The 23,323-nt window shown below is 58.9% G+C and carries 22 protein-coding genes and 1 tRNA gene; 14 read left to right on the top strand and 9 right to left on the bottom strand.

Annotated features, from left to right (window positions below):
* Positions 1-28: 28 nt before the first annotated feature.
* The 3 genes from JKL48_RS07655 to JKL48_RS07665 all read right to left on the bottom strand — a co-directional run bounded on the left by JKL48_RS07655 (position 29) and on the right by JKL48_RS07665 (position 3,267).
* Positions 29-739, bottom strand: a complete 711-nt coding sequence (locus JKL48_RS07655; RefSeq protein ID WP_201980881.1) for a PD-(D/E)XK nuclease-like domain-containing protein — start codon at positions 737-739, stop codon at positions 29-31.
* Between the two features lie 166 nt (positions 740-905).
* On the bottom strand, positions 906-2,237 hold the full coding sequence (locus tag JKL48_RS07660) for a DUF4270 family protein (RefSeq protein WP_201980883.1): 1,332 nt from the start codon (positions 2,235-2,237) through the stop codon (positions 906-908).
* A gap of 31 nt (positions 2,238-2,268) precedes the next feature.
* Positions 2,269-3,267 (bottom strand): Kelch repeat-containing protein, encoded by a 999-nt coding sequence (locus JKL48_RS07665; protein ID WP_236668658.1) that lies wholly within the window; start codon positions 3,265-3,267, stop codon positions 2,269-2,271.
* A gap of 218 nt (positions 3,268-3,485) precedes the next feature.
* Here JKL48_RS07665 and JKL48_RS07670 point away from each other — a divergent pair, with 218 nt between their 5' ends.
* Positions 3,486-3,902, top strand: a complete 417-nt coding sequence (locus tag JKL48_RS07670) for an EamA family transporter (RefSeq protein ID WP_201980885.1) — start codon at positions 3,486-3,488, stop codon at positions 3,900-3,902.
* Between the two features lie 59 nt (positions 3,903-3,961).
* Here the strand turns inward: JKL48_RS07670 and argH are convergent, their stop codons facing one another.
* Complete coding sequence (argH, locus tag JKL48_RS07675; RefSeq protein WP_201980887.1) at positions 3,962-5,275, bottom strand: argininosuccinate lyase; 1,314 nt, start codon at positions 5,273-5,275, stop codon at positions 3,962-3,964.
* 166 nt (positions 5,276-5,441) lie between these two features.
* On the opposite strand from argH, the gene JKL48_RS07680 reads away from it, so the two are divergent.
* A complete protein-coding gene (locus tag JKL48_RS07680; RefSeq protein ID WP_201980892.1) occupies positions 5,442-5,906 on the top strand; it encodes a VOC family protein in 465 nt (154 codons plus the stop codon).
* 2 nt (positions 5,907-5,908) lie between these two features.
* Here the strand turns inward: JKL48_RS07680 and JKL48_RS07685 are convergent, their stop codons facing one another.
* Positions 5,909-6,976 carry a M20 family metallo-hydrolase gene (locus JKL48_RS07685; RefSeq protein ID WP_201980893.1) on the bottom strand — a complete coding sequence of 356 codons (1,068 nt, stop codon included), beginning with the start codon at positions 6,974-6,976 and terminating at the stop codon, positions 5,909-5,911.
* Positions 6,964-7,746 (bottom strand): acetylglutamate kinase, encoded by a 783-nt coding sequence (argB, locus tag JKL48_RS07690; protein WP_201980894.1) that lies wholly within the window; start codon positions 7,744-7,746, stop codon positions 6,964-6,966. Before argB ends, JKL48_RS07685 begins: the two co-directional genes overlap by 13 nt.
* 425 nt (positions 7,747-8,171) lie before the next feature.
* On the opposite strand from argB, the gene JKL48_RS07695 reads away from it, so the two are divergent.
* The 6 genes from JKL48_RS07695 (at position 8,172) to carA (ending at position 13,795) form a co-directional block, all read left to right on the top strand.
* Positions 8,172-8,804, top strand: a complete 633-nt coding sequence (locus JKL48_RS07695) for a GNAT family N-acetyltransferase (RefSeq protein WP_201980895.1) — start codon at positions 8,172-8,174, stop codon at positions 8,802-8,804.
* Positions 8,804-9,994 carry an argininosuccinate synthase gene (argG, locus tag JKL48_RS07700; protein WP_201980897.1) on the top strand — a complete coding sequence of 397 codons (1,191 nt, stop codon included), beginning with the start codon at positions 8,804-8,806 and terminating at the stop codon, positions 9,992-9,994. Before JKL48_RS07695 ends, argG begins: the two co-directional genes overlap by 1 nt.
* Complete coding sequence (gene argC, locus JKL48_RS07705; RefSeq protein ID WP_201980899.1) at positions 9,984-10,964, top strand: N-acetyl-gamma-glutamyl-phosphate reductase; 981 nt, start codon at positions 9,984-9,986, stop codon at positions 10,962-10,964. Before argG ends, argC begins: the two co-directional genes overlap by 11 nt.
* A gap of 152 nt (positions 10,965-11,116) precedes the next feature.
* Entirely contained in the window at positions 11,117-12,280 is a 1,164-nt protein-coding gene (locus JKL48_RS07710; protein WP_201980902.1) for an aspartate aminotransferase family protein, read from the top strand.
* Positions 12,281-12,359: 79 nt separating this feature from the next.
* Complete coding sequence (locus JKL48_RS07715) at positions 12,360-12,650, top strand: hypothetical protein (RefSeq protein WP_201980905.1); 291 nt, start codon at positions 12,360-12,362, stop codon at positions 12,648-12,650.
* A 53-nt stretch (positions 12,651-12,703) separates the two neighbouring features.
* Positions 12,704-13,795, top strand: a complete 1,092-nt coding sequence (carA, locus tag JKL48_RS07720) for a glutamine-hydrolyzing carbamoyl-phosphate synthase small subunit (protein WP_201980908.1) — start codon at positions 12,704-12,706, stop codon at positions 13,793-13,795.
* Between the two features lie 67 nt (positions 13,796-13,862).
* Here carA and JKL48_RS07725 read toward each other — a convergent pair whose 3' ends face one another.
* The gene (locus tag JKL48_RS07725; protein ID WP_201980911.1) at positions 13,863-14,405 is read right to left on the bottom strand and encodes a hypothetical protein; all 543 of its coding nucleotides are present in this window, start codon (positions 14,403-14,405) and stop codon (positions 13,863-13,865) included.
* Between the two features lie 93 nt (positions 14,406-14,498).
* Here JKL48_RS07725 and carB point away from each other — a divergent pair, with 93 nt between their 5' ends.
* Both carB and JKL48_RS07735 read left to right on the top strand, forming a co-directional pair.
* Positions 14,499-17,732: a carbamoyl-phosphate synthase (glutamine-hydrolyzing) large subunit gene (gene carB, locus JKL48_RS07730; protein ID WP_201980913.1), complete on the top strand. Its 3,234-nt coding sequence runs from the start codon at positions 14,499-14,501 to the stop codon at positions 17,730-17,732.
* Positions 17,733-17,878: 146 nt separating this feature from the next.
* Positions 17,879-18,823: a Rossmann-fold NAD(P)-binding domain-containing protein gene (locus JKL48_RS07735; RefSeq protein WP_201980916.1), complete on the top strand. Its 945-nt coding sequence runs from the start codon at positions 17,879-17,881 to the stop codon at positions 18,821-18,823.
* 210 nt (positions 18,824-19,033) lie between these two features.
* Here JKL48_RS07735 and JKL48_RS07740 read toward each other — a convergent pair.
* Positions 19,034-19,106 (bottom strand) — tRNA-Lys (locus JKL48_RS07740).
* Positions 19,107-19,325: 219 nt separating this feature from the next.
* Between JKL48_RS07740 and JKL48_RS07745 the strand changes: the two genes are divergently transcribed.
* From JKL48_RS07745 to JKL48_RS07755, 3 genes are all read left to right on the top strand, one after another.
* On the top strand, positions 19,326-19,949 hold the full coding sequence (locus JKL48_RS07745) for a hypothetical protein (RefSeq protein ID WP_201980918.1): 624 nt from the start codon (positions 19,326-19,328) through the stop codon (positions 19,947-19,949).
* A 117-nt stretch (positions 19,950-20,066) separates the two neighbouring features.
* Positions 20,067-20,891: an MOSC domain-containing protein gene (locus JKL48_RS07750; protein WP_201980923.1), complete on the top strand. Its 825-nt coding sequence runs from the start codon at positions 20,067-20,069 to the stop codon at positions 20,889-20,891.
* A gap of 80 nt (positions 20,892-20,971) precedes the next feature.
* The gene (locus JKL48_RS07755) at positions 20,972-21,649 is read left to right on the top strand and encodes a DUF2461 domain-containing protein (RefSeq protein ID WP_201980927.1); all 678 of its coding nucleotides are present in this window, start codon (positions 20,972-20,974) and stop codon (positions 21,647-21,649) included.
* 152 nt (positions 21,650-21,801) lie between these two features.
* Here the strand turns inward: JKL48_RS07755 and JKL48_RS07760 are convergent, their stop codons facing one another.
* On the bottom strand, positions 21,802-22,425 hold the full coding sequence (locus tag JKL48_RS07760; protein ID WP_201980929.1) for a deoxynucleoside kinase: 624 nt from the start codon (positions 22,423-22,425) through the stop codon (positions 21,802-21,804).
* A gap of 131 nt (positions 22,426-22,556) precedes the next feature.
* Here JKL48_RS07760 and JKL48_RS07765 point away from each other — a divergent pair, with 131 nt between their 5' ends.
* On the top strand, positions 22,557-23,024 hold the full coding sequence (locus JKL48_RS07765; RefSeq protein ID WP_201980931.1) for a hypothetical protein: 468 nt from the start codon (positions 22,557-22,559) through the stop codon (positions 23,022-23,024).
* Positions 23,025-23,323: the final 299 nt, after the last annotated feature.

A 23,323-nucleotide genomic window follows, 5' to 3' on the forward strand; every position in this document is an offset into this window, starting at 1 on the left:
TGCGGGGTGACGTTTTTGCAGCTGCAACTTATTCGCCCTGGCCCAGCGCATTTATGGCCGCTTGCACCGCCTCGGCACGGTAGGCGGGCGCGGTACCAGGTGCTTTCAGCAAGCGCAGCAGGTGCTGGTACTTTCGGCGTCCTTCGGCCAGCATTTGCTCGCTCACTTCAATGGTAAACACTCCGAAGGGCTCGTTTTTCTGGACGCCTACCAGTAAAAATCGGTCGGCACTCAAGGCGTCGGTGTAGAAGGCAGCCTGGCGGTCGTAGTCGTAGGCCGAGCACTGCCAGAGGAAGTGGTCGGCATCGCGGGCGTTGGTGGTTTTGAAGTCGATGATGGTAAAGGGCTGGTCGGGCTGGTTCACCACCAGGTCGGCGCGCAGCTTGCAGAAGGTTTCGGTCTGGGGTTCCGTGAACAGGACGCTCATTTCGGGCTGGCCCTGCTCTAGCAGCTCGGCCAGGCGGGCGTTGAGCTTCACGCCTTCCACCAGCCACCAGACCAAGGTATCGTTCAGGCCGGGCTGGCCGGCTACGTAGTCGGCCGGCTCGAGCAGGGCCGTGTGGAAAGCGGTGCCAAAGCTGAGCGCGCCCTCGTTCGATGTCGATTGGGTTCGTGGGGGCCGGCCGTCCAGGGCATCGCGCAGGCGCGAGAGGTCCGAATTGGCCACGGCGGGCAGCGCACGGTAGGTGTCGTAGTCGAGGCGAAGCAGGTCGGGGCGGCGGGTGGGCGTGGTGGACATATGCCTTTAACAGCAAAACCCCGCATTTGGTGGCGGCGCCCGCCCACCAGCGCCGGGCTGCCCGCTGAATGACAGCAGACAGCCCGGCGCTTCGTTTTCCAATAACTCGTTGTTTTTCGTGAAATTATCCCTTGCCAGCACCGCCGCAGCAGCCAGCAGCTGGGGGCTAATGATTCAGAAAATACAAGGCCAGCTTCAGGCGGTTTTCGTTGCGCTTGGGGCCCCCGAGCACCACCCGCTCCGGGCTGGAAGCGGCCGAAGAAACCAGCAGCACCCCGTTGTTATCGAGCGTGTGGTTGACCACGGCCTGGCAATAATCGGTGATGGCAAATTCGTAGGAACCGGTATCGAGGCCCGTGAGCTTCGACACGCCGTACTGGTAGGGAATGCTGACGGTGAGGCCGCTGCTGTTGGCAATGGGCAGGCCCTGCTGGTTGCCCCGTCCGCTCAGGTAGGGCGTGAGGGCGGTGGGCGGGGCCAGGTAGCGCGTGCTGGAGCCCGGCACCACTTCCAGCGTCAGGCTAGCCTGCACAATGCTCACCAGCGAGCCAAAGCTGCGCAGGTCGTTCAGGTATGGAATTTCGACTTTGGTTTGCAGGCCCAACACGCCGTCAATGTAGCTTTCCTGCGCGGTGCGGGCCACGTCGAGGGCTTGCAGCGACGCAGTGAGCGGGGCCAGCAACGTGCCCGTGCGGTCCACCGTGACTTGGTAGAAATGCTTGGCCCCGGTAGACAGGTCAAAACCGCGGGAAATAACCGTCAACGGGTCGTAGGGCAGGTGCGTGTAAATAACCAGGCCCCCGCCCTCGGTACTGACCTGACTCCGAATCAGGGAGGCATTGTCGGTGGCGGCGGGCGTTAGCACGAGGCCTGCCAGCCGGTCGTACAGCTCGGCTTCGGTGGTGAGGCGGCCGGCCTTGCCGGTGGTCAGCAGCTCCTGGCCCAGGGCATCGGCCAGGCGCAGGCGCAGGGTGCGCCGGCTGGGCTGGGCCTTGAACGGGCGGGCGCTCGGGCCTTGGTTGAGAACAGTTGCATCGTAGCCGAGCTGGCTGAAGGTGTAGTAGGTTTTCGCATCCACCAAGGGGTCGCGCAGGCGGTGCACTTCCAGGCTTTGCAGCTGCGTGGTGTCGCCGTAGCGGTAGGCATCGGGCTTCAGCACCAGCACCAGCGAATCGAATACTTCGTCGGCATCGGGCGCGTAGGCCGTGCCCAGTCCCACGCGCACGTAGCTGCGGGCCATGATGGTGCCCAGGCGCGGGTCGTGGTAGCGGCCCACCAGCAGGTTGTCGCCCGAGGAGGTAGCCACCGAGTCGTGCCACACCGTGGCCAGCCGCACCGTGAACGTGTCCACGTAGTAGGCATTGCTGCCCGTGCTGGTAGCGGGCACGCCCACCGTGATGTTGCCCACGGGGTCGCAGGCGGTGGCGGCCAGGGCCAGCAGCAGGCCCACCGCCCAGCGCCATCCGGTCCCCAGGTAGGCCGGGCAAGCGGGCCGCATCTCGTCGGAAGCGGCCCCTCGAAGCGGGCGCTTAGTCCACATCGGCATCGGGCTCAAGCTCCCAGAGGTCGTCGTAGCGGGTGCTGCCGCTGGCGCCCAAGGCGATGTAGCCGTAGGTGCCTAGGCCAAACGCGACGGCCGCCGTCCGCGACGAGCCCCCGAAATCCGTTTTCTGGTACCAGTTGTCGTCCGACGGGCTGTAGGCCCAGCAGTTGCCCAGCTGCGTGTCTTTGGTGCCCAGGGCCACGTAGCCCATGTTGCCGATGTTGAACGCCACGCCATTGGTGCGCGGCACGGCGCTGAAGTCGAAGCCATCGCCGTTGGTGGCGGTGCCTTCCAGCTTGCGGTGCTCGGTCCAGGTTTCGGTGCCGGGGTTGTAGCTCCAGTTGTCGGTTTCGTAGGTGCCGTTGTCGAGGCCGGTGCAGATATACCCCTCGTTATTCACCACAAAAGCCACGGCGCCCATGCGCTTATTGCCCCCGAAGCTGGGTTTTTGCGTCCAGGTATTGGCGAGCGGGTCGAACTGCCAGAAGTCCTTTTTGTAGTTGCCGTCGTAGCCCGTGCCCACGTAGCCTTTGTCGTTGAGGCCAAAGGCCACGGCACTGTAGCGGGCGGTGCCGCCAAAGTCGGCCTTCTGAGTCCAGACATTGGTGGCGGGGTCGTACTCCCAGAAGTCCTTCAGGCGGTTCAGGCCGTCGTAGCCGGTGCCCACGTAGCCTTTGCCGTTGGCCGCAAAGGCCACCGCGTTGTAGCGGCCCACGCCCGGAAACGAAGCCCGCTGCTTCCATGTATTGGTGCCGGGCGTGTATTCCCAGAAATCCGTGTACTTGTCGGTGCCATCGGTGCCGAGGCCCACGTAGGCTTTGCCGTTCAGCACGAAGCTCACGGCGCCACTCCGGGCCAGGCCTTCAAACTGCGAGCGACTGTACCAGGCCCCCACCACGTAGTCAATGGTCGTAGAATCTTTGGTGCAGCTGTTCAAACTGGCCAAAATCAGCAGCAATACTGCCAGTAAGCGTGTTTTTTTCATAGGAAGATGAATGGTGTTGTATGCCTGAAAGAGGCCTTTCCCGCGAAGTCTGGTTGCAAACCCGTCCTGCCGACCGCCTCTATTTCATCCCAAACCACGTTTCCAGCCCCCTCAACCGGCAACTAACATCGACCAATCTCCCATCTTCCTAGCCGACTTCCGGTTCCTGGCGTACTGCCTTCCCAAGCAACTGTACCACTTCATTATTCCCTCATTCCATGTGGATTCCCTACGCCCTGCTCTCGGCCTTCTTCGCCGCTCTGACCGCCATTTTTGCCAAAATCGGCATCAAAGGCGTTGATTCCGATTTGGCTACGGCCATTCGCACGGTCGTGATTCTGCTGCTGGCCTGGGGCATTGCCATTGCCCGCGGCGCCACGGCGGGGCTGCCGGCGCTCACGCAACGCACCTGGCTTTTTCTGGTGTTGTCGGGCCTGGCCACGGGCGCCTCATGGCTGTGCTACTTCCGCGCCCTCAAGCTGGGGCCGGTCAGTAAAGTGGCTCCCGTCGATAAGCTGAGCGTCGCGCTGTCGCTGTTGCTGGCCGTGGTGTTTCTGGGCGAAACCCTTTCGGTGCGCGGCGCGCTGGGCGCGGGCCTTATTCTGGCCGGCACGGTGGTGTTGGTGTGGGCCTAAACCTAAAAAGCGGGCGACTTGGAATGCCAAGCCGCCCGCTGCCTGGTGCCCACCGTTGGTTATGCTTCCGATGGTTTAAACAGCGGGCTCTGGTCTTTCCAACGTGCTGCCTTGGCCGCAATTTCGACCAGCCCCAGATTGTGCACGCTGCCTAAGTGCGTGGTTCGAAATTCGCGGTGCGGCACGTAGCTGCCGTCTTCCACGGCGCGGCCTACCTGCTGGTAAGCATCACGAAACGGAACCCCGGCAATGATGAGCTGATTGATATTCTCGACGGAGAAAATCGGGTCGTATTTCGCCTGCTCAATCACGCCGGGTTTAATCTTGATTTCGGGCAGCGCAAACAGCAGCATATCCAGCAGGTCGGCAAACTGCACCATGGGCCCAAACAGCAGCTCCTTCAGCAGCTGAAAGTCGCGGTGGTAGCCGCTAGGCAGGTTGCTGGTAGCCAACATGATGTCATTGGGCAGCGCCTGCAGGCGGTTGGCGTGGCCGCGCACCAGCTCAAACACATCGGGGTTTTTCTTGTGCGGCATAATGCTGGAGCCCGTGGTGAACTCCTTCGGCAGCGTCACAAAACCCAAATCCTGGCTGTTGTACATCACCAAATCATACGCCAGCTTGCCCAGCGTGCCCGCGGCGCCCGCAATGGCGAAGGCCAGGGTTTTCTCGGTTTTGCCGCGCAGCATTTGGGCACCCACGCTGCTCACGGCCACACTGCCAAAACCCATCTCGCGGGTGGTCATCTCGCGGTCGATGGGGAAGCTGCTGCCAAAGCCCGCGCCCGAACCCAGCGGGTTTTGGTCGGCTACCTTGTGCGCCGCCTCAAACAACGCCAGGTCCAGCAGCAAATGCTCGGCATAAGCCGAAAACCACAGCCCAAAACTGCTCGGCATGGCCGCCTGAAAGTGCGTATAGCCCGGCAGCAGGTCGTTTTTGTGCGTTTCGGCCTTTTGCAGCATCACCTCGGCCAGCGCCAGCATCTGGGCTGCTGTGCGCTCGGCATAGTCCTTTATAAACAGCTGAATAGCCGTCAGTACCTGGTCGTTGCGCGAGCGGGCCGTGTGGATTTTCTTGCCTGCGTCGCCAAATTTTTCGGTGAGGTAATACTCAATCTTGGAGTGCACGTCCTCAAACTCCTCGCCGATGGTGAATGTACCGGCCTCAATCTCAGCGGCCAGTTCATCCAGCCCCCGCTGCAGCTGCTGGTTTTCGGCTTCGCTCAGCAGTCCAACCTTCGCCAGCATGTTGGCTTGCGCCTTGGAAGCCTGCACGTCGAACTTGGCCAGATAAAGGTCCAGTTCCCGGTCGTGCCCCACGGTGAACTGCTCGATTTTCTTATCAACGGCAATGCCTTTCTCCCAGATTTTCATGCCGGCAAAGGTAGCGCCGCCTCTTTCAGTTGCCCATAAGCACGCCGCCCAGCACCTGTGTGAGCCTGCAAAACTTGGCGCAAATGCCCCGCAACTTGCCGCGTTTATCCAGCCCATCGGCCCTGGCCAAGCACTACATTTGGCCAAACTTGCCCCAAAGAAAGCCATGCAGAAAATCACCACCTTCCTCACCTACGTCGACCAGGCCGATGCCGCCACCAAGCTCTACACCAGCCTTTTTAAGGATTCCGCCATCCTCAACACCACTTATTACGCGGAAGGCGCTCACCTGCCCGTCGGCAGCGTGATGACCGTTGAGTTCGAGCTGGCCGGCCAGCGCTACGTGGCCATGAACGGTGGCCCACACTTCACTTTCACCGATGGCATTTCGCTGGCGGTGAGTTGCAACAGCCAGGCAGAAATTGACGAATTGTGGAATAAGCTCACCGCCAACGGCGGGCAGCCGGGCCAATGCGGCTGGCTCAAAGACCCGTTTGGCGTGTCGTGGCAAATCACCCCAGCCAACCTTGGCCAGTTGCTGCGCAGCGACGACCCCGCGCGCGCTAAAAGCAAAATCGCGGCCCTAATGAAAATGCGCAAAATCGAAATCAGCGCGCTGGAACAGGCCTGAGCCTACGGCGCCAGCCCGCTTAATAGTTCGATATAATCCCGAATGCCCGCTCGAATTTCACTCACCAGAATAAATTCATCTGGCGTATGTGAGCGGGCACTTTCGCCCGGCCCCATTTTCAGGGTTTCAAACGGCATCATCGACTGGTCCGACAGCGTCGGCGAGCCGTAAGTTGCCTTTCCCATGGCCAATCCTTTGCGTATCAGCGGATGGTTTTCGCTGATGCGCGAGGAGTTTAAATGCGTTGAGCGCGGCACAATTTCCGACTGCAATTTGCTGCGCAGAAAATCGACAATTTCCTGGTTCTGATACAGCTCATTCGTCCGCACGTCAATCACAAACTGACAGCGGTCGGGCACCACGTTGTGTTGCGTGCCGGCGCTTATCTGCGTCACCGTCGTTTTCACGGGCCCCAGCAGTGGCGACACCGCCGGAAACTGAAATTGCCGCAGCCATTGAATATCATCCAATGCCTTATACAAGGCATTTTCACCTTCATCGCGGGCAGCGTGCCCCGTTTTGCCGTGCGCAATAGCGTCCAGCACAATCAGGCCTTTTTCGGCAATGGCGAGGTTCATGCCCGTGGGCTCGCCCACAATACCAAGGTCAATTTTCCCTAATTCCGGCAATACGCTGCGAATACCGTTTGGGCCAGAAATTTCCTCCTCAGCGGTGATTGCGCAAATTAAATTAAACGCGTTAGGCTTATCCTGCAAATACAGAAATGTTGCCAGTAAGCTTACTGCCGAAGCACCTGCGTCGTTGCTTCCCAATCCGGTCAATCTATCGCCTTCCAGCACCGCTCCAAAAGGGTCGTATTTCCAACCCGCGCCGGCTTTCACGGTGTCGTGATGCGAGTTGAGCAGGATAGTGGGCTTGTTGGCATCAAATTGCGAGGAAACCGCCCACACATTGTTCTGCTGGCGCTTTGCCGCCACGCCGTGCGCGACGAGAAACTCCTGAATCAGGGTAGCAGTGGCCGCTTCTTCGCGAGAGAATGAAGGGGTTTGAATAAGCCGAATTAATAAATCAACGGCTTCGTCGCACAATTGATTTATCAGGTCAGGCATAGCGTTGTTTTCAGGTTATCGTTGATGTGCAGCGCGTGCTCAATAATTACTTTATCGACGCCAAACTGCAACGCATCAAATGCATTTTCCAATTTCGGCAGCATGCCGTCGGCAATAATTCCGCTTTCTTTTAATTCGGCATAATTCGCAAGATTGATTGTTGGAATCACCGAATTTTCGTCATGCATATCTATTAACACGCCACGCTTCTCGAAGCAGAAATGCAGCGCTACAGCGTATTGCTTGCTCAGAGCCTTTGCCACGGAAGCAGCAATGGTATCGGCGTTGGTATTTAATAATTGGCCGTGTCCGTCGTGATTTATCGGGCAGAATACCGGCGTCAGCCCCAGCGCCAGAAACTGATGAATCAGGTTCGTATTCACGCTGGCTTCGCTCAAATCGCCTACAAAACCATAATCAATTTCGCGCACCGGACGCTTCACGGCCTGAATAACATTGCCATCGGCACCGCTGAGGCCCAGCGCGTTGACCCCGTGTCGTTGCAGCGCCACCACAATTTGCTTATTGGTTTTGCCGGCGTAGAACATGGTTACCAAATCCAGTGTGGCGGCGTCCGTAATGCGGCGGCCATTCACCATGCGCGGGGCAATGCCCAGGCTTTTCATCATTTCGCTGGCGCCTTTGCCACCGCCGTGCACGAGAATTTTGGGTCCACTTATTTCGGAAAATAACCGCACGAATTCCAGCAAATCGGATTCGTTGTCAATTATGCCGCCGCCAATTTTAAATATCTTCAACTCGGGCTTCATCTCAGCTTCACTAGCGCGCAACCCTCAAGGCCGACAGCGGTTAATTCAAAAATAATGCGGGAAATGTTGTGGGCAAAAGTAGGGCCTTTTACCTTTGCGGCAGAATTGAACCACTTGGTTCGCGGCTTCGTTACAGCGCCGAATCGACTTAGTTTCCGCCATGCCCCTCCCCGTTTCCACGTCTTCGATGCTCCCCACCGCCGCTCGGCTGGGTGTAGCCGGCGTGTGCCAAACGACTTGCGCTCTGGTGCGACGACCCTAGCGGCTTCAGCAGCCGCATGTTGGCCCCTTGGCCAGCCCTTTTGAGCCGGGCTAGTATCCGCTCTACTTACAGACAGGTTTGGGCTTTAGCAGGAGATTCCCGTATAAACGACGAACGGGTTTTCCGGACAGCCACGTATCTATCCCTAAGTTTTTAATAATCAATGACAATTCGGGTTGCAACGGAGGCGGACGCGCAGTACGCTGACTTATTATGCCAATGGTACGTTGAGTCGGCCAAAACGCGGGGCACCGGCATCGCCAAGCGCGAGCCGGCTTACGTGGCCCAGAAAATGGCCAGCGGCGACGGAATTATTGCATTCGTCGACGACCAGCTCGCGGGCTTTTGCTACATCGAAACCTTTGACGACAAGACCTTTGTCGTCAACTCGGGTCTGATTGTGAACGCCGAAATCCGCAAGGGCGGCGTGGGCAGGGCCATCAAACAGGCCGTGTTCGAACTGTCGCGCACCAAGTACCCGCAGGCCAAGATTTTCGGTATCACGACCAGCCTGGCCGTGATGAAAATCAACACCGACCTGGGCTACGAGCCTGTGACTTTCTCGGAGCTGACCAACAGCGAAGACTTCTGGAAAGGCTGCAAAAGCTGCAAAAACTACGGCATCCTGATGGAGAACGAGCGCAAGATGTGCCTTTGCACCGGCATGCTCTACGACGCCGCCGACAAGCTTGTGCAAGTTCAAGTGCCGGATTTTGCCGCTCACCTCACCCCACCGCTGCCCATTGGCACCGACCCTGCTCCTACTCCATCCTCTGCAACCGACTCTGCATCCTAATGAAGAAAAAAGCCATTCTCGCCTATAGCGGCGGCCTCGACACCTCGTTTTGCGCCGTGTATTTGTCGCGCGACCTCAACCTGGAAGTGCACACGGTAATTGTCAATTCCGGCGGTTTCACGGCCGATGAATTAGCCGCCATCGAGAAGCGTGCCTACGAATTGGGTTCGGTAAAGCACGAGGTAATTGACGTGACCACGCGCTTTTACCACGATTGCCTGCGCTACCTGCTGTTTGGCAACGTGCTGAAAAACGACACTTACCCGCTAAGTGTGAGCGCTGAGCGCATGTTTCAGTCGCTGGCTATTGCCGAGTATGCCCGCGCCAACGAGGCCGACTACATCGTGCACGGCAGCACCGGCGCCGGCAACGACCAGGTGCGTTTCGATGTGGCTTTCTCGGTTATCGCGCCCAAAACGGAAATCCTCACGCCCATCCGGGACCTGAAACTGTCGCGTCAGGCTGAAATCGAATACCTGCAAAAAGCCGGCTTCGAAATGAGCTGGGAAAAGGCGAAATATTCCATCAACAAAGGCATCTGGGGTACCAGCGTAGGCGGCGTCGAAACGCTGACTTCGCACGAGGCCCTTCCGGAAAGCGCCTACCCGTCGCAATTGCAGCGGCAGGATTCGGAGCGGGTGGAAATCACCTTCGAAAAAGGCGAGCCGGTGGCGCTGAATGGCGAAAAACTAGAGCCGGTGGCCCTGATTCAGAAGCTGAACGAGTTAGGCTCGGCCTTCGCCATCGGCCGCGACACGCACGTGGGCGATACCATCCTAGGCATCAAGGGCCGCGTGGGTTTCGAGGCCCCCGCGCCGCTTATCCTTATTAAGGCCCACCACTTGCTGGAGAAGCACACCAGCACCCGCTGGCAGTTGCTGCACAAGGACTACATCGCCAACTGGTACGGCACGCTGTTGCACGAGGCCCAGTACCTCGACCCGGTGATGCGCGACATGGAAGCCTTCCTTGAATCGTCGCAAAACCACGTTTCGGGCAAGGTATTCGTGCAGCTCAAGCCTTATCAATTCGATTTGCTTGGCATCGAGTCGAAATACGATATGATGCAGTCGAAAGTGGCTACCTACGGCGAGGAAAACAACGCCTGGGATGCCCGCGACGCCCGTGGTTTCATCAAGATTTTCGGCAACCAGCTGAAAATTAGCGCCAGCCTGCACGATGAAAATTAAGGCCGGCATCGTGGGCGGGGCCGGCTACACCGCCGGCGAGCTCATTCGCATTCTGCTGCACCACGAATTTGTGGAACTGGGCGGCATCGTGAGTTCTTCAAACGCCGGCAACCCGGTTTCGCAAGTACACGACGACCTGGTGGGGGAAACCGATTTGGCTTTCACCTCCGAGTTGGCCGGCGATGAGGACGTGGTATTTCTATGCCTCGGCCACGGCAATTCCAAAGCTTGGCTCCAGAAAAACACCCTGCCCGAAACCACGCATGTCATCGACCTGAGCAACGATTTCCGCCTGAATGCGGATGCCGAGTTTGAAGGCCGCGAGTTCGTGTACGGTCTGCCGGAGCTGAACAAAAGCCGCATCCAGCAGGCCCAGAGCATTGCCAATCCCGGCTGCTTCGCCACGGCCATCCAGCTGGCGCTGCTCCCGCTGGCGAAGGCCGGTAAGCTCACCGATGACATCCACGTCTCGGCCATCACCGGCTCGACCGGCGCGGGCCAGAGCCTGTCGGAAACGGTGCATTTCTCGTGGCGCTCGAACAACGTGTCCATCTACAAGCCCTTTACGCACCAGCACCTCGGCGAAATCGGCGAGAGTCTGGCACAACTACAGCCGCAGTCAGAAGCTGAAATTCACTTCATCCCCTACCGCGGCAATTTCTCGCGGGGCATTTTCGCCAGCGTCTACACGCCCTCGGATTTGACGCAGGACGAGGCCAGGGAGCTGTATAAGCAGTTTTATGCTGACGCGCCGTTCACCACGGTGTCGGACAAGGAAATTCACCTCAAGCAGGTGGTGAACACCAATAAATGCCTGCTGCATGTGCAGAAGCAGGGCAAGCAATTACTAATTACCTCGGTGATTGATAACTTGGTGAAAGGCGCGTCGGGCCAGGCAGTGCAGAATATGAACCTGATTTTTGGCCTGCCGGAGACGACGGGCCTTAATCTCAAGGCCGGGCTTTTGTAATACACTCTCTGAACGTCATGCCGAGCGCAGCCGAGGCATCTCGCTTGTGGAAGTAATCAAAATCGTTGCAACAATTGAATTAGTAATGCACGCGAGATGCCTCGGCTACGCTCGGCATGACGTTCTTATTTCAGCTTAAACAGCTAATAAAAATGGAGCTTTTCAACGTTTATCCCCTCGTCAACATCACGCCTGTAAAGGCGCTCGGCGCCAAGCTGTGGGACGACCAGGGCCAGGAATACCTGGATTTCTACGGCGGCCACGCCGTTATTTCCATCGGCCACAGCCACCCGCACTACGTGCAGCGCCTTACCGAGCAGCTGCAAAACATCGGCTTCTACTCCAACTCGGTGCAGATTCCGATTCAGACGCAGCTGGCGCACAAGCTGGGGCAGGTATCGGGCTACGAAGACTACGCGCTGTTTCTGTGCAACTCGGGGGCCGAGGCCAACGAGAACGCGCTGAAGCTGGCCTCCTTCCACACCGGCAAAACCCGCGTGGTGGCGTTCAAAGGCGCGTTTCACGGCCGCACCTCGGGCGCGGTGGCGGCTACGGATAACCCGAAAATCGTCGCGCCCTTCAACGCCGGCCACGCCATCAGCTTCCTGGAATACGACCTGGCGGCGGTAGAAACCACGCTGCAAGGCGGCGACGTGTGCGCCGTCATCATCGAGCCGATTCAGGGCGTGGGCGGCATCATTATGCCGTCTGATGAGTTCCTACAAGGCCTGGCGGCGCTGTGCCAGCAGTACGGCGTCATCCTGATTGCCGACGAAGTGCAGAGCGGTTACGGCCGCAGCGGCAAGTTTTTCGCGCACCAGCACGCCGGCATCCGGCCCGATATCATTTCCGTGGCCAAGGGCATGGGCAACGGCTTCCCCATCGGCGGCATCCTCATTGCGCCGGAGCTGAAAGCCTCCTACGGCCTGCTGGGCACCACTTTCGGCGGCAACCACCTGGCCTGCGCCGCCGCCCTGGCCGTGCTCGAAGTCATTGAGCAGGAAAACCTGCTGGCCCACGCCGCCGAAATGGGCGACTACCTCCGCACCGAGCTGCTGGCCCACGCCGGCGCCGAAGAAATCCGCGGCCGGGGCCTGATGGTGGGCATCAAGTACGACTTCCCCATCAAGGACGTGCGCGACAAGCTGCTCTCGGAACACCACATTTTCGTGGGCAACGCCTCCGACCCCACGGTACTCCGGCTGCTACCGCCGCTGAATATCAGCAAGGTAGAGATTGACCGGTTCCTGCAGGCGCTGTATGTGCTGACGGAAAAATCGGTAGAAATTATTCAACAAGCCTCGGCACTTGACTAATTTTTTTGCTGCGCCGCCGCATCTTTGTGGTGCGAAGTCGAATCTGACTTAGCCACCTGCCCCAATGAAACCTTCAACTATGGTCATCATTATCTGCTGCTGCTTGTCGGTCGGATACGGGCTTTATTTGAAATACTTCGTTGGGGCTTACAACACGTTCAATCGCATAAGCCGGGTGAGCCAGGCCCAAAAAGGCATGACGCGGCAGCAGGTTTTGCAGACGCTATCGACGCCTGATTCTACCTATTGGGAAAAATCAAAGGCCGATTCCTTGCTGGTAATGGCCTATCAGCTGCCTGATACCGATGGCAGTATGATACTAGTAAAGCTGCTTAACGACAGCGTACGGTCAGTAAAATATCAACAATAGGAAAAAGGCTGAAGCGCTTCGCATTCAGCCTTTTTTTTAATCTTAATACTACCTTGGAAAATACGAAACAGGTCAAACTCATCCTCGAAGACGGCACTGAAATCGAGGGCACTTCCTTCGGCGCCTTCACCTCCGCCGCGGGCGAAGTGGTATTCAGCACGGCCATGACCGGCTACCCCGAAAACCTCACCGACCCATCCTTCGCCGGCCAGATTCTGGTGCTCACCTACCCCATGGTGGGCAACTACGGCGTGCCCGGCGAGGAGCTGTACGAGTCGATTTCGAAGATTTTCGAGTCCGACAAAATTCACATTGCCGGGCTGGTAGTGAACTACTACTCCGAGGAGCACAGCCACTGGAACGCCGCCAAAAGCCTCGGCGACTGGCTCAAGGAGTACAACATCCCCGGCATTTTCGGCGTCGATACCCGCATGCTTACCAAGAAGCTGCGCGAGAAAGGCGCCATGCTGGGCAAAATCGTGGCCGAAACCGATGTGCCTCTGCACGACCCCAACCTCGACAACCTGGTGGCCCAGGTGAGCCCCCCCGGCGTGCAGCACTACGGCCACGGCCAGCACAAAATCGTGCTCGTGGACTGCGGCACCAAAACCAATATCATCCGCTGCTTCCTGGAGCGCGACGTGGAGCTGATTCGGGTGCCCTGGGACTACGATTTCACGACCCTCGATTACGACGGCCTGTTCCTGAGCAACGGCCCTGGCGACCCTAAAATGTGCGAAGCCACCATCGCTCATCTTAAAAAAGCCCTGCAACAGGACAAGCCGATTTTCGGCATCTGCCTGGGCAGCCAGCTCATGGGCCTGGCGGCGGGCGGCGACACCTTCAAGCTGAAATACGGCCACCGCAGCCACAACCAGCCCGTGAAGCTCACCGGCACCCAGCACTGCTACATCACCAGCCAAAACCACGGCTTCGCGGTAGATACCGAAACGCTGCCGGCCGAGTGGGACATGCTGTTCGAGAACCTGAACGACGGCACTTGCGAAGGCATCAAGCACAAAACCAAGCCATTCTTCTCCACCCAGTTCCACCCCGAAGCCGCTGGCGGCCCGCAGGATACGGAGTTTCTGTTTGATGACTTTTTGAAAGCGGTGGTGGAGTATAAGGAGACGCAGGCCAAATAAGAACGACAAAACCAGAGCGTCATGCAGAGCGCAGCGAAGCATCTTGCCCGCTTCGCCTGCATCAATTCTACCGAAACCCAGGATTTGCTTGGTAACCTGATTCATTGAAATACATTGGTACAGTGAGTTTCTCGCCTTTGTAATCAGCGGCAAACTCCACCATGTATTCCACTTTCATTGTTTTCATTTTCTTCCTCCTGCGATTCGCTCTGATTTGCTTAGGAAACCAAGTAATCTCCTTATACGCTCTTCCTACACCTTGCGCATTCACGCCGTTTTGCGCAATTATATTTTGAGTTGGTTTTGGCAATTCTTCAATTGGGATTTCCAATTTTAATTCAACAGGCTTACCATCTCTATCATAGGACGCATTTACCACCCGGTTATTCTGCATTGAATAGAACATGAATTCGCCTTCTGGGTTTGCATCACCGCCATACACATAGCACGAATCAATCTGAGCTTTCGGATAATTCTTTTTAAATTTTCTAACTGCAGCATCTGGGACTGGAATCACGCGAGTACGCATTGAATTCTTTGCCTGATAAGCCTGCGCTAGCAATTGATTTGTGATTGTGCAGAAGAAAATAAGACCTAAAAGCTTTTTCATTTAGCAACTTTTTCTCGGTTCAACAGAAACTCTAAAGTAGTTCGCCTTTTCTGCTTACTATCCCCGACGTTCCTTTTGAACAACTTCCTTAGAATGAACAAACCCAACAAAGTTCTCATCCTTGGTTCCGGCGCGCTGAAAATTGGCGAGGCCGGGGAGTTCGACTATTCCGGCTCGCAGGCCCTCAAGGCGCTGAAGGAGGAAGGCATCCGCACCATCCTCATCAACCCCAACATTGCCACCGTGCAGACGTCGGACAACATTGCCGACGACGTGTACTTCCTGCCCGTGACGCCCTACTTCGTGGAGGAAGTCATCAAAAAGGAGCAGCCCGATGGCATTCTGGTGGCCTTTGGCGGCCAAACGGCGCTGAACTGCGCCGTGGCCCTGTACCGCGCCGGCGTGTTCGAGAAGTATAACGTGCAGGTGCTGGGCACGCCCGTGCAGAGCATCATCGACACCGAGGACCGGGATATTTTCAAGGAGAAGCTGGAGCAGATTGGCGTGCTCTCGGCCCGCAGCGTGGCCGTGACGACGATGGACGACGCGCTGGCGGCGGCCGAGAAAATCGGGTTCCCCATCATCGTGCGGGCGGCGTTTGCGCTGGGCGGCCTGGGCAGCGGCTTCGCCAACAACATGGACGAGCTGCGGGCGCTGGCCCAAAAATCCTTCACCACTTCCGACCAGATTCTGGTGGAAGAATCGCTGAAGGGCTGGAAGGAAGTGGAGTACGAAGTGGTGCGCGATGCCTATGATAACTGCATCACCGTCTGCAACATGGAGAACTTCGACCCCATCGGCATCCACACCGGTGAGAGCATCGTGGTGGCCCCGTCGCAGACGCTAAGCAACCGAGAGTACCACAAGCTGCGCAGCATCGGCATCAAGACCATCCGCCACCTGGGCATCGTGGGCGAGTGCAACATTCAGTACGCCCTCGACCCCGTTTCAGAGGATTACCGCGTGATTGAGGTGAACGCGCGCCTGTCGCGCTCCTCGGCGCTGGCCTCCAAGGCCACGGGCTACCCGCTGGCCTTCGTGGCCGCCAAGTTGAGCTTGGGCTACTCGCTGGCCGAGCTAAAAAACAGCGTGACGCAGACGACTTCGGCCTTCTTCGAGCCGGCGCTCGACTACGTGGTGGTGAAGCTGCCGCGCTGGGACTTGGGCAAATTTGCGGGCGTTAACCGCCAGATTGGCAGCGCTATGAAGAGCGTGGGCGAGGTCATGGCCATCGGCAAATCTTTCGAGGAAGCCATCCAGAAAGGCCTGCGGATGCTGGACACCGGCAAGCGCGGCTTCGTAGCCAACCGGCCCGAGGAGGACCTGGATAACGCCGCCATCGACCAGCTCCTGAGCGAGCCGAACGAGGAGCGCATCTTCGCCATCAACAGCGCCTTCGAGGCCGGCTACACGCTGGAGCAGGTGCACGAGCTGACCAAGATTGACCACTGGTTTTTGCAGCGCTTGTCCACCATTTTCGAGCTGGGCAAGCAGCTGGCCGCCGGCCGTAGCGCAGGCGTGGATGGGCTGGAAACCAAGCTGCTGCGTGATGTGAAAAAGGCCGGTTTCTCGGACCAGCAGATTGCCGTGAAGCTGCTGGGCGAAGGCGACGTAAAGGCCGACGAGCTGCGGGTGCGCGCCCGCCGCAAGGCGCTGGGCGTGCTGCCCGTGGTGAAGCAGATTGACACACTGGCAGCCGAATTTCCGGCCAAAACCAACTACCTATATACCACTTACCACGGCACCGAAAACGACCTGACGCGCGAAACCGCGCAGTCGGTGGTGGTGCTGGGCTCGGGCGTGTACCGCATCGGCTCGTCGGTGGAGTTTGACTGGTGCGGCGTGCAGGCCGTGCAAACGGCGGCAGCCGAGGGCTACAAAACCATCATTATCAACTACAACCCCGAAACCGTTTCGACCGACTACGATGTGTCGGACCGGTTGTATTTCGAGGAGCTGAGCTTCGAGCGGGTGATGGACATCCTGGACTTTGAGCAGCCGGAGGGCGTGATTCTCTCCACCGGCGGCCAGATTCCCAACAACCTCGCCACCCGCCTGGCCGACGCCAACGCGCCCATCCTGGGCACCGCGCCGGCCCGCATCGACGAGGCCGAGAACCGCCACAAGTTCAGCAGCATCATGGACGAGCTGGGCATTGCCCAGCCGCGCTGGAAGGAGCTAACCTCGCTGGATGCCATGTACGAGTTCGTGCGCGAAGTCGGCTTCCCGGTGCTCATCCGGCCGAGCTACGTGCTGTCGGGCGCGGCCATGAACGTGGTTTCTAACAACTTCGAGTTGGAGGCCTTCCTGCAAACCGCTGTGGAAGTAAGCTCCGAATACCCGGTGGTGGTGTCGGAATTTATTCAGGAAGCCAAGGAAATTGAGCTCGACGCGGTGGCCGACCACGGCGACATTGTGAGCTATGCCATCTCGGAACACGTGGAGTTTGCCGGCGTGCACTCCGGCGACGCTACCATGTACTACCCGCCCCAGCGGGTGTACGTGGGCACCATCCGCAAGCTGAAAATCATCGCCGAAAAGATTGCCAAGCGCTACGAAATCAGCGGCCCGTTCAACATCCAGTTTCTGGAGAAAAACGGCGAAATCCGCGTGATTGAGTGCAACATCCGGGCCTCGCGCAGCTACCCGTTCGTGTCGAAAGTATCGGGCAACAACCTCATCAAAAAGGCCACCCAGGTGCTGCTGGGCAAACACGTGGAGCGCGACGAAAGCGAGCGGGTCTACGACCTGCCCTTCGTGGGCGTGAAGGCCCCGCAGTTCTCGTTCACCCGCCTGCCCGGCGCCGACCCGGTGCTGCGCGTCGACATGGTGAGCACCGGCGAAGTGGGCTGCCTGGGCGACACCGCCGAGGAAGCCCTGCTGAAATCGATGCTGAGCGTGGGCTACAAAATCCCGCAGAAATCGGTGCTGATTTCTGGCGGCCCCATCATCTCCAAAGTGGCCCTGCTCGCGCCCGCCGCGCTGCTCATCAAGAAAGGCTACACCGTGTACGCCACCCAGGGCACGCACCGCTTCTTCGCCGAAAACGGCATCCCCAGCAGCCTCCTCTTCTGGCCCGACGAGCTGCAGGAGCCCAACGTGCTGACGTACCTGAAGGAAAAGAAAATTGACCTGGTCATCAATATTCCCAAAAACCTGTCGAAAGGCGAGCTGGATAATGACTACAAAATCCGCCGCACGGCCGTGGATTTCGGCGTCGGTTTGCTGACGAATGCACGGCTGGCGAAGGCGTTTATTCAAGCCTTCTGCTCGCTGGAAATGAAGGATTTGAAGATTAAAAGCTGGAACGAGTATAAGGCGATGTAGTCTTAGGCCAACTTGCCTGTAAACAGCAGAACGTCATGCTGAGCTTGTCGAAGCATCTCTACCGCAGGAGTAATCCGCCGATTCAACGAAGCGGTAGAGATGCTTCGACAAGCTCAGCATGACGTTCTATTTTCCTAATAACCCGAATGAAAAACTTCACCTCCTTCGCCGATGCCGGCGACTACAAAGCCCTGTTGCAGCAAGCGCTAGAAATCAAGGCCAACCCCTATGGCTACCAGCACATCGGACGCAACAAAACCGTCGGCCTCATCTTCTTCAACCCTAGCCTGCGCACCCGCCTCAGCTCGGTGAAGGCGGCCTACAACATGGGCGCGCAAGCCTGGGTGCTCAACGCCGGCGCCGACTCCTGGACCCTGGAAATGGCCGACGGCGCGGTGATGAACGGCGGCACCCAGGAGCACATCAAGGACGCCATCGCGGTGATGAGCCAGTACTGCGACGTGCTGGGCGTGCGCACCTTCCCCACCCTTAAGGACAAGGCTGAGGACTACGGCGAGGTCGTGTTCAATAAGATTCTGCAGTACGCCACCGTGCCCGTCATCAGCCTAGAAAGCGCCACCCTGCACCCGTTGCAGTCGTTCGCCGACCTCATCACGGTGGCCGAAACCAAGCAGAAGGAGCGCGTGAAAGTAGTGCTTACCTGGGCCCCGCACGTGCGCGCCCTGCCCCAGTGCGTGCCCAATTCCTTCTGCGACTGGTTCTCGGAAATCGACTGGGTCGACTTCGTCATCACCCACCCCGAGGGCTACGAGCTGGACCCCAAATTCACCAAAGGCGCCCGCATCGAGTACGACCAAAAGAAAGCCCTCGAAGGCGCCGACTACGTGCAGGCCAAGAACTGGAGCAGCTACCTCGACTACGGCCAGGTGCTGGGCAACGACCCCGCTTGGATGCTCACCCCCGAGCACATGGCCCTGACCGACGGCGCCAAATTCCTGCACTGCCTGCCCGTGCGCCGCAACGTGGAAGTGTCCGACGCCGTGCTCGACGCGCCTGGCTCGCTCATCATCCAGGAAGCCGGCAACCGCACCATCTCCATGCAAACCGTGCTGCACGAACTGCTGAAGTAGCTGCTAGCCATTGTCATCCTGAGCGCAGCGAAGGACCTTATTACGTTCGAAAAGCAGTTGTTCAGCTGTGATAAGGTCCTTCGCTGCGCTCAGGATGACAGTCGGTTTTTGCTTTGCCAATTTCAGAAACAACTAATCAAAACCTGGCGGCAGCTGGACCCATCAAAACGAAAGCGCCCCATCCTGTTTTCAGAATGGGGCGCTTTGCTGTGATCCCGCTGGGATTCGAACCCAGGACCCGTACATTAAAAGTGTACTGCTCTACCAGCTGAGCTACAGAATCGGTACCTTGTCACTTCAAAAGGCGATACCTTTTTTGTGGGCACAAAAGTACGACGACCTCCCGAATTACACAACCTTGATTCAAAAAAAAGTCTCTTTTCTTCCAGTGCGGCCTCTTTTGCTGGGATTAATCATGCTGCCTATCTGGGCATTGGGTGCAAAAGGGCCTGAAAAAAAAACCTCAGTTGCGGCCAAGGTTGGTTCGCCCTTAAGCCTGCGTATGGCCGATTCACTCTTTGCCGCGGGCCAATACGCCGCGGCGGCTCCCGTGTATCACCAGCAGGTATGGGGGCAACAGCGGGTATCGGCCGCGCTGCTGCTCAAAATGGCGTACGCGCAGCAGCAGCTAGGGCATTACCCGGCCGCCCTGCTTTATTTGAGCTTTGCGCAGGCCAGGCAGCCGCGGGTGCATACCTGGCGGCAAATGGCGGCGCTGGCGGCCCAACACCGGCTGGTGGGCTACCCGGCTACCTGGCAGCAGGAATTGCGCGTACAGGCGCAGCGCTACTATTACCCCGGCTTGCAGGCGCTGCTGGCGGGCGCAGTGGTGGGCGCCATCTGGCTGCTGTGGCGCCGGGGGCCGCGCGGCGCCTGGCTGGGCTATGCGGCGTATGTGGCGCTGCTGGGGACTTACCTGCACGCCCTGCGGCCGGTGCCCGCGGGCCTGGTGGCGCGTTCGGGGGCGGCCCTGATGGCGGGACCGGGGGCCGGCGCGGCCTGGCTGAGCACGGCTGCCCTGGGCGACCGGCTGCCGGTGTTGGGACGCCAGGACATCTGGTACCGCGTGGAGTGGCAACGGCGAGTAGCCTTTGTGCGGGCCGCCGACCTGCTGGTGGTGGAATAACAGCGGGCGGGGCGTTAATTTATTTAACGCTCAGTCCAAGCGCTGGATGAGCCCGAATTTTCCCTTTCGCTGGGCCGTCATTGCACCACTTGGCCCGATACCGGTACTTTTGCGGGCATGTCTGCTTCCCTCACGCTCACCGGCCTGTACCTCTACCCTGTTAAGTCCCTGGGGGGCTACGCCGTGTCCGAGGCCGAGGTAACGGCCCGCGGCCTGCGCCACGACCGCCGCTGGCTGCTAGTGGACGAGCGCAACCGCTTCCTGACGCAGCGGCAGCACCCGGAGCTGGCTTTGCTGGCGGTTACGCCGGCTTACAACGGCTTCCTGATTTCGCACCGGCAGCGGCCCGATTTGCTGCCGCTGTACATTCCTTTTGAAGCCACGCCCGACCGAACGCTGTTTGTGACGGTGTGGGACGATATTCTCTGGGCCTGGCGCGGCACCCCGGAGACCGATGCGTGGCTGGCCGAAGCCCTGGGCCGCCCTTGTCGGCTGGTTTATATGTCGGACATGGTGCGGCGCGATGTGGAGCCCGCGCTCAATCCCGAAGGCCAGCTGGTGAGCTTTGCCGATGGCTACCCGTTTCTGCTGGCGGGCGAGGCGGCGCTGGCCGATTTGAACACCCGCTTGGCCGAGCCCGTGCCCATGAACCGCTTTCGGCCCAACCTAGTGTTCGAAGGCGGGGCGGCGTATGAGGACGATGACTGGGAGCAGTTCCGCATTGGCGAGGTGCCGTTTCGGGCGGTGCGCGGCTGCGGGCGGTGCGTGCTCACCACCATCGACCAGGCCACGGCCACCAAAAGCCCGGTGGGCGAGCCTTTGCGCACGCTGGCCACGTACCGGAAGGCTGAAAACAGTACGCTGTTTGGCCAGAACGTGACCGGGCCCACTGCGGGACACCTGCGCATAGGCGATGCCCTAACGGTACTCAGCCGCAAGTAGAATGGCGCGGTTGCTATTGCGGCAACTCCGGGCGCCAGTGTCGCGTTTTGGCGGTTCCGGGCATTCACCGGAGCTTTTGCATGGAACTTGACTTTCTGCTGGATTTTCTGGCCCGGCTCGCGGCCAATAACAACACGGCCTGGATGGCCGCCAACCGCCCCGACTATCAGCGCGCCCGCGCCGCCTGCACCGAGCTGGTGCGCCAGCTACTGGCCCGCGTGGCAGCAACCGACCCCGACCTGGCCAACCTAACCACCGCCGACGTGATGTTTCGGCTGCACAAAAACGACCGGGCCCACCGCGACCCCGAGCCCTACAAGCGCCGCATGGGTGCCGGCCTCAAGCTGGGCGGGCGGCACGCGCCACGGGCGGGGTATTTCCTAGCCATTCAGCCGGAGGGAAAGAGCTGGTTGGGCGCGGGCACCTTCCACCCCACGCCCGAGATGGTGACGGCCATCCGGCAGGAAATCCACTACAACGGCGAGGCGTTTCACCGGCTGCGGCAGGCGCCGGAGCTGCTGCGCTATTTTCCCGACGGGCTCGATACCACCGGCCCGCAGCTGACCCGGCCGCCGCGCGGCTACGCAACCGATGACCCCGATTTGGCTTGGCTCCGCCTGAAGACATTTGGAGCGGGTCGCTTTTATTCCGATGCCGAAGTGCTGGCGCCCGATTTTGTGGACCAATTGGTGGCGGCCATTGCGGCGGCACGCCCGCTGGTTGACTTTTTCAATGAAGCGCTACCCAGCGCAGAGTAACCGGCTGATTGGCCGTAAAAGGAGAACGTCATGCTGAGCGCAGCCGAAGCATCTCGCATGCATTAGTAAACCCAATCAGATGGATTACTACCACACGCGAGATGCTTCGACTGCGCTCAGCATGACGTTCTTTTTAGACTGGAGTCAGCCTGCTAAAACAGGCCGAACAGCGTGTTATTTATCTTGTCGATGATGGTGCCGAGGTCTTCGGGGTTGCGCACGTAGTCGAGTTCGCTCACGTCCACAATGAGGGAGCGGCCGGCGTTGTAGGTGCCAATCCACTTTTCGTAGTGCTCGTTGAGGTTCTTGAGGTATTCGATGCTGATGCTGTTCTCGTAGTCGCGGCCGCGCTTCTCAATCTGGCTGATGAGCTTGGGCAGGTCGGCGCGGAGGTAGAGCAGCAGGTCGGGCGGCGCCACCAGGTCCACCATCGACTCGAACAGGGCGTAGTAGTTGTTGTAGTCGCGGGTTTCGAGCAGGCCCGATTCGTGCAGATTGGCCGCGAAGATGTGGGCATCTTCGTAGATGGTGCGGTCCTGGATGATGCCCCGGCCGGCCTTTTGCAACTCCTTGATGCGCTGGGTTTGGCGGAAGCGGCCGTTGAGGAAATACACCTGGAGGTGGAAGGCCCAACGGGGCATGTCGTGGTAAAAATCCTTCAGGTAGGGATTGTCATCCACGTCTTCCAGAAAAACTTCCCAGCGAAAATGCTGAGCCAACTTATGGGCCAGCGTGGTTTTACCGGCCCCAATGTTGCCGACGATGGCAATGTGCATGCGCTACGAACGAAAAAAGACGAGTGAAAGCAGAACCCCAAAGGTAGTATCTGGGCTGAATAACAAAACGTTTATTAACCGCCTTATATATTTGACCCATCCTATAGGTTTTGCTGCACCCTATTATGGCTATGGCTTCTCCTCTGCCCACCAAGCTCCTGACCCTCGAAGACACCCACGGCGCAGCGCTGGCAGAATATTTTTATTACCCCAATGCCGAGCTACTGTACGTGCGCTGGCACGGGCAGCTAACGGGGGCCGAGGTAATTCGGGGCGTGCAAAACGGAGGGCGCTGGCGCAATCAGCTCACTTACTCGCTCATCCTGAACGACAAAAGCGACACTGGCGGCGACTGGAGCGACGCCCTGCCCTGGCTGCAATACGAGTGGCTGCCCCTGGCTCTGGCCGCTGGGGTGAAAGCCATGGCTTATCTGTTTTCGCCCGACCGCGAAAACCTGTTCGCCAGCCACCAATTTGTGGCCGCGCTGCGCCCGTACATGGCCATTGAGCAGTTTGAGGATGTGCACGCCGCGCTGGCCTGGCTGCAAGCGCAGGGCGGTGGGACGCAGCCCAAAGGCCCGCTCCTGGTCCCGCAGTAAGAGGCTGTCTTGTTAGGCGGTCATGCTGAGCGGAGCCGAAGCATCTCTACCGCAATACTACAGCCGTTTCGACGTCAGTGTACGTGCGGTCAGTAGCGCGAACTGTGTCGTTTGCGTGCCAGAACGAGCTAGCGGCGCGGGGACGCGAACTACACAGTTCGCGCTACGGTACACCAACCCCGACACCGCTCTAATTAATTACTTGCGCGGTAGAGATGCTTCTGTAGGCTTCCCCTCGAAGTAGGCCAGTGAAAAGTAGAGGAAAGGGGTATATTTTCTCACTCTTTCCCTACTGCCCC

It is taken from the genome of Hymenobacter rubidus, assembly GCF_016734815.1.
GTDB classification, from domain to species: domain Bacteria; phylum Bacteroidota; class Bacteroidia; order Cytophagales; family Hymenobacteraceae; genus Hymenobacter; species Hymenobacter rubidus.

What these genes read in the sequence shown, in the direction of transcription:
- JKL48_RS07655 (WP_201980881.1), bottom strand. Translation starts at nt 739, where the DNA reads ATGTCCACCACGCCCACCCGCCGCCCCGACCTGCTTCGCCTCGACTAC.
- JKL48_RS07660 (WP_201980883.1), bottom strand. Translation starts at nt 2,237, where the DNA reads ATGCGGCCCGCTTGCCCGGCCTACCTGGGGACCGGATGGCGCTGGGCG.
- JKL48_RS07665 (WP_236668658.1), bottom strand. Translation starts at nt 3,267, where the DNA reads ATGAAAAAAACACGCTTACTGGCAGTATTGCTGCTGATTTTGGCCAGT.
- JKL48_RS07670 (WP_201980885.1), top strand. Translation starts at nt 3,486, where the DNA reads ATGTGGATTCCCTACGCCCTGCTCTCGGCCTTCTTCGCCGCTCTGACC.
- argH (WP_201980887.1), bottom strand. Translation starts at nt 5,275, where the DNA reads ATGAAAATCTGGGAGAAAGGCATTGCCGTTGATAAGAAAATCGAGCAG.
- JKL48_RS07680 (WP_201980892.1), top strand. Translation starts at nt 5,442, where the DNA reads ATGCAGAAAATCACCACCTTCCTCACCTACGTCGACCAGGCCGATGCC.
- JKL48_RS07685 (WP_201980893.1), bottom strand. Translation starts at nt 6,976, where the DNA reads ATGCCTGACCTGATAAATCAATTGTGCGACGAAGCCGTTGATTTATTA.
- argB (WP_201980894.1), bottom strand. Translation starts at nt 7,746, where the DNA reads ATGAAGCCCGAGTTGAAGATATTTAAAATTGGCGGCGGCATAATTGAC.
- JKL48_RS07695 (WP_201980895.1), top strand. Translation starts at nt 8,172, where the DNA reads ATGACAATTCGGGTTGCAACGGAGGCGGACGCGCAGTACGCTGACTTA.
- argG (WP_201980897.1), top strand. Translation starts at nt 8,804, where the DNA reads ATGAAGAAAAAAGCCATTCTCGCCTATAGCGGCGGCCTCGACACCTCG.
- argC (WP_201980899.1), top strand. Translation starts at nt 9,984, where the DNA reads ATGAAAATTAAGGCCGGCATCGTGGGCGGGGCCGGCTACACCGCCGGC.
- JKL48_RS07710 (WP_201980902.1), top strand. Translation starts at nt 11,117, where the DNA reads ATGGAGCTTTTCAACGTTTATCCCCTCGTCAACATCACGCCTGTAAAG.
- JKL48_RS07715 (WP_201980905.1), top strand. Translation starts at nt 12,360, where the DNA reads ATGGTCATCATTATCTGCTGCTGCTTGTCGGTCGGATACGGGCTTTAT.
- JKL48_RS07725 (WP_201980911.1), bottom strand. Translation starts at nt 14,405, where the DNA reads ATGAAAAAGCTTTTAGGTCTTATTTTCTTCTGCACAATCACAAATCAA.
- carB (WP_201980913.1), top strand. Translation starts at nt 14,499, where the DNA reads ATGAACAAACCCAACAAAGTTCTCATCCTTGGTTCCGGCGCGCTGAAA.
- JKL48_RS07735 (WP_201980916.1), top strand. Translation starts at nt 17,879, where the DNA reads ATGAAAAACTTCACCTCCTTCGCCGATGCCGGCGACTACAAAGCCCTG.
- JKL48_RS07745 (WP_201980918.1), top strand. Translation starts at nt 19,326, where the DNA reads ATGGCCGATTCACTCTTTGCCGCGGGCCAATACGCCGCGGCGGCTCCC.
- JKL48_RS07750 (WP_201980923.1), top strand. Translation starts at nt 20,067, where the DNA reads ATGTCTGCTTCCCTCACGCTCACCGGCCTGTACCTCTACCCTGTTAAG.
- JKL48_RS07755 (WP_201980927.1), top strand. Translation starts at nt 20,972, where the DNA reads ATGGAACTTGACTTTCTGCTGGATTTTCTGGCCCGGCTCGCGGCCAAT.
- JKL48_RS07760 (WP_201980929.1), bottom strand. Translation starts at nt 22,425, where the DNA reads ATGCACATTGCCATCGTCGGCAACATTGGGGCCGGTAAAACCACGCTG.
- JKL48_RS07765 (WP_201980931.1), top strand. Translation starts at nt 22,557, where the DNA reads ATGGCTTCTCCTCTGCCCACCAAGCTCCTGACCCTCGAAGACACCCAC.